Below are 4,197 nucleotides of genomic sequence, written 5' to 3' on the forward strand. Positions count from 1 at the left end.
GATGACATGAATGATAAAATCTTCGAAATATCCTTCATACTGTCTAAAATATAATCCGCTTTTCCTTCTAAATCTTCCTTCCTGCTCGCACCCGATAAAACGCCCACTACTTTAATGTTACTATTTCTCGCAAATGTAACGTCTGTTAATGTATCACCTACCATAAGCACATCTTCTTCAGTTAGTGAAAATTTCTCTTTAAACATATGATAAAAGTCACTTTCAGGTTTTGTTCTATTCACACCATCATCTGCACCTAAAAAATCTACATAATCATATAACTCAGTCATTTTCAGAGAATGAATAGCTGCATCAACATCGTCTGCCGTAACAACCCCAATAATATATTCATTGTCTTTTAAATATCGTAACGTTTCCTTTGCACCTTCCACTTCTGTAAATACAAGATCATCTGCAGTAGAGTACTTTTTGAATAGAAGACATACATTTTGAATAAAACCCTCTTTATTCACATGTTGATTTTCTAACAACGAATACCATGCAGCCGCAATAAAGTAATTTGTGCGACAAGCTAGTAAACTCGTACTCTCAAAATTGTTATCATTCATACCAATAATCGTTAAGTAGTCATCTCGTTTACTTTTTTCATTTGGATACGTTTGAAATATATCATCTAACACACGATGCACAATTTTGTACCAAACTGAATCTAACTGTATTAATGTTCCATCTTTATCAAAAATAATCGCTTTATTCACCTTTTATTCCCCCTATAACTTCATTCCATGTTTTTATATTTTTATTCTGAACTTTATTATGAATAGGATTAATAAATGCTACTAATTCGTCCTCTTCCCATCCCTCAACTCTAGCGTACGCCCCTTCATTTAAAGTGAATGCAAAGGTTACATCGCTTCCGTATTCTTTTTCAATCGTTCTTCCATTTATAAGTAGTCTCCACTCACACGGTTTATCTGTTTGAACGTTATAAACAATATTTCCTTTAGCCTCATCGCCGACAGCAATCGTTTCACCTTCGTTTTGAATATCTATCGCTAGTTTTCTAAATCGAGAGAAATAAATTCTTCCTTTTTGAATCGCAAATTTCAAGTTTTTAATAGATAAACCGTTACATAATACATATGTTCCTGGATCACCGTAAATGGATGGGTCTTTTGATCCTGGGAATGTTTTAGACGGATGTAAATGAGAGTCACTTCCTCCTATTCCCCAGATTTTAAGACCATTTGACCACATTTGATCGAAACAACGTAAAGCTTCTAAAGTAGATGATTTACTTTTTTTATACGTTGGATCACACATAATTTCCATCGTATGAACATTTTCTAAGTTAATATTAACTTGGTTCGCCCAAGGCTTCATAAATGGATGATTCACACTCAATAAATACCCTTTTTCTTTCATGAGTGAAAATAGTGCATTCATTTTTTCAGCGCTAAATGATTCATCTATATACTCTGTAAAATCAATGAATTCTCTTATACCAAATATGTTGTAATGACCATAAGGAGTTGTAAGTTCCATAGATGGTATAATTAATGTGTTTCCTTTTTGATATGATGGCATAACAATATTGTGCTCCGTCGCATATAAAAAATCTAATTCTTGTTTTTCACATACTTCCATTCCAAGTTCATCATCTATCTCGCCATCTGTTAAATCTGTATGTTCATGAAAATCCCCTTTGTACCAGCGATGTTCTTCATTTACTACCTTATTAAAACGGTCTTCATCGATAAAAACATTGCCCTTACAAAAATGCTCTCTACTATACTTTCGCTCCAACTGATCATTCACTTCTATATTTACTGTATAGTCAACTTTTTCCCCAGTAAATTTCACTACTTTCTTTGCACAATGAGGGATATATGCGACTTCTAATTCCCAATTACCTGACTGTATGTCTCCTCCAATACAACCAGCAGAACAAAACTTTGGATCTTTCGAAACGACTAGTTTTTCATTTACAATTGGAGTTTGATATTGTATACGTACATAACCGTTAGGATCTCTTAAGATTAGTAAAAGCGGAATTTTTCGGCTATCCCCTTGATCAATTGTTAATGTAAAGTTTGTAATATCAGTTTCATCCATTTGGAAACAGTGTTTATTTTTTACGAATGGAGAGAGTGTTATCGTACTTGTTATTTCGATCATAGTTCTCACACCTTTTCAAGTGAATTTTAGAGGCACTTCCTTCGTTCAAAAGCACCTCACGTTCGTACTACAACAGGTTTATTTCTTCTTTTTCAGAACTTTATCTAATTCTTCTTGCGCAACTTTAGCTGCTTCATCTAATGCTTTCTTTGCTGAAACCCCTTCAATCTCTACTTTATCTTTTGCTACATTTAAAGCGTCATTGATTTTTCCGCCCGTTGGATCTACAAATGGTCCCACTCCATTATTGTTGGCTTGTTCTAACGGAACTAATGCTTGTGGTTGTTTTTTAACAAATTCAGCATATGGACCGTACTCTGTTACATTGTTACGAACAGGAATATAGCCTGTTGCCATTGACCATTCAGCCGTTTTCTCCGTACTTGTCGCAAACTTCATAAAGTCATATGCGCCTTTTGCTACTTCTGGATCAATATTTCTCGTTAATGTGAACAAATATGTTTCTAGTTTTGGCGCTGGTTTATTATTACCCCAAGCAGGCTGAGGTAATGCTTCAAACGTGTTAAGGCGTTCTTCTTCCGTCATTCCTTTTCCTAATGATTTAAAAACAAATCCTTGATCACCAGATGATCCTGTAAATCCTAATGTTCTACCTTCAACTAAATCAATTACAGTTTTATCCCAATATTCCCATCCAGTACCACCTGAATGTATTTTCATAATTTTATCTTCATGTAGCCATGTACGGAATTTCTCCCATACCGAAACCCAAGTGTCATCGTTAATTAATACTTTTTTACCATCTTCACTTAATACATTACCGCCAGCACTGCGAACTGCATCAATTAAGTTTGACGTCCCCCACATTGGCATCCAGCCAGCATATGAAACATTTCCGTTTTCACCACGTTTTGCGACTGTTTTTGCTACCTTTTCTACACCTTCCCACGTCTTTAAATCCTCTTTTGTAAAGCCATTTTCCGCTAATGCTTTTTTATTGTAATAAAAAATTTGCGTTGTACCGTAAAACGGAATGCCATATAACTTCTCGTCAATTGTTGCTTGCTCCATAAACCCTTTTCCATAATCTTCCTTTTTGAAATTAGTATCATTTTTAACATATTCATCTATAGGTACGATTAACTGTTTTTTAGCATATTCTTGAATGACATCAGAACCTAGTAATGCAATTGCTTCTTGGTTATTCGCTGCAAATCCACTTTGTAGCTTTTGATATGACTCATCGTAGCTACCCGCTTTTGTCGTTTTCACTACATATTTGTCCTGACTTTTATTGTATTCTTCCACAATCTTATCTACACGATCTGCAAGAGAGCCCCCTACTCCATTAATGAATGGAACAACAACCTTCTCCCCTTCTTTACTCGCTTTAACCGTACTCCCTTTTCCACCTGAACAACCCGCAAGTGCACTAACAAACAATGTTATAACTGTTAGAAGCATGAATAGTTTTTTCATCCCACAACTCTCCTTTAATATTTACTTACCCCTTTATTCCTGAATCAGTAACACCAGATAAGAACCATTTTTGTAGAATTAAAAATACGATTAAGAGCGGCACTGTTGCGATTGTACTTGCAACCATAATGTGTGACCAATCTCGTCCTAAAGAACTATTAATGAAATAATCAGCAATTCCATTCGTAATTAGTTTTTGTGTATTATCTTTCAAAATAAGAGCTGGCCAAATGTAATTATTATAGTTACCAATAAATGTGACCAATCCTAGAGTTACAAATGATGATCGTGTCATTGGAAAAATAATCTTCCAAAGAATTCGCCAATCACTCGCTCCATCAATTTTGGCTGCTTCTACTATTTCAAAACCAACTTTGTGGAACGTTTGTTTTAAATAGAAAATACCGAATACGCTAACAGCCATAGAAATCATGTATCCAAAATGTGAATCAAGCAAACCAAACTTCCCTAACATTACATATACAGGAACATACGATACAGCTCCAGGGATCATATAGGTTGCCATCACAACACTAAACGTAATATTCTTGCCTTTAAACTTATAAAATGCCAACATATAAGCAAAAAGTGCTGACGAAACAAGTACATATATAGTAA

4 protein-coding genes are annotated in these 4,197 nt (G+C 34.8%); all 4 read right to left on the bottom strand.

What is annotated here, in order from left to right:
* The coding region (locus AB3X48_RS18500; protein WP_088099161.1) for an HAD family hydrolase at nucleotides 1-719 on the bottom strand (719 nt) is incomplete at its 3' end.
* Entirely contained in the window at nucleotides 712-2,139 is a 1,428-nt protein-coding gene (locus tag AB3X48_RS18505; protein ID WP_367959796.1) for a CehA/McbA family metallohydrolase, read from the bottom strand. The genes AB3X48_RS18505 and AB3X48_RS18500, both read right to left, overlap by 8 nt.
* Before the next feature lie 78 nt (nucleotides 2,140-2,217).
* Nucleotides 2,218-3,579, bottom strand: coding sequence for an extracellular solute-binding protein (locus AB3X48_RS18510; protein ID WP_131230446.1), 1,362 nt, complete (start codon nucleotides 3,577-3,579; stop codon nucleotides 2,218-2,220).
* A 25-nt stretch (nucleotides 3,580-3,604) separates the two neighbouring features.
* The coding region (locus tag AB3X48_RS18515) for a carbohydrate ABC transporter permease (RefSeq protein ID WP_367959797.1) at nucleotides 3,605-4,197 on the bottom strand (593 nt) is incomplete at its 5' end.

The sequence above is a fragment of the Bacillus sp. S4 genome (assembly GCF_040838205.1).
Lineage (GTDB): Bacteria > Bacillota > Bacilli > Bacillales > Bacillaceae_G > Bacillus_A > Bacillus_A cereus_U.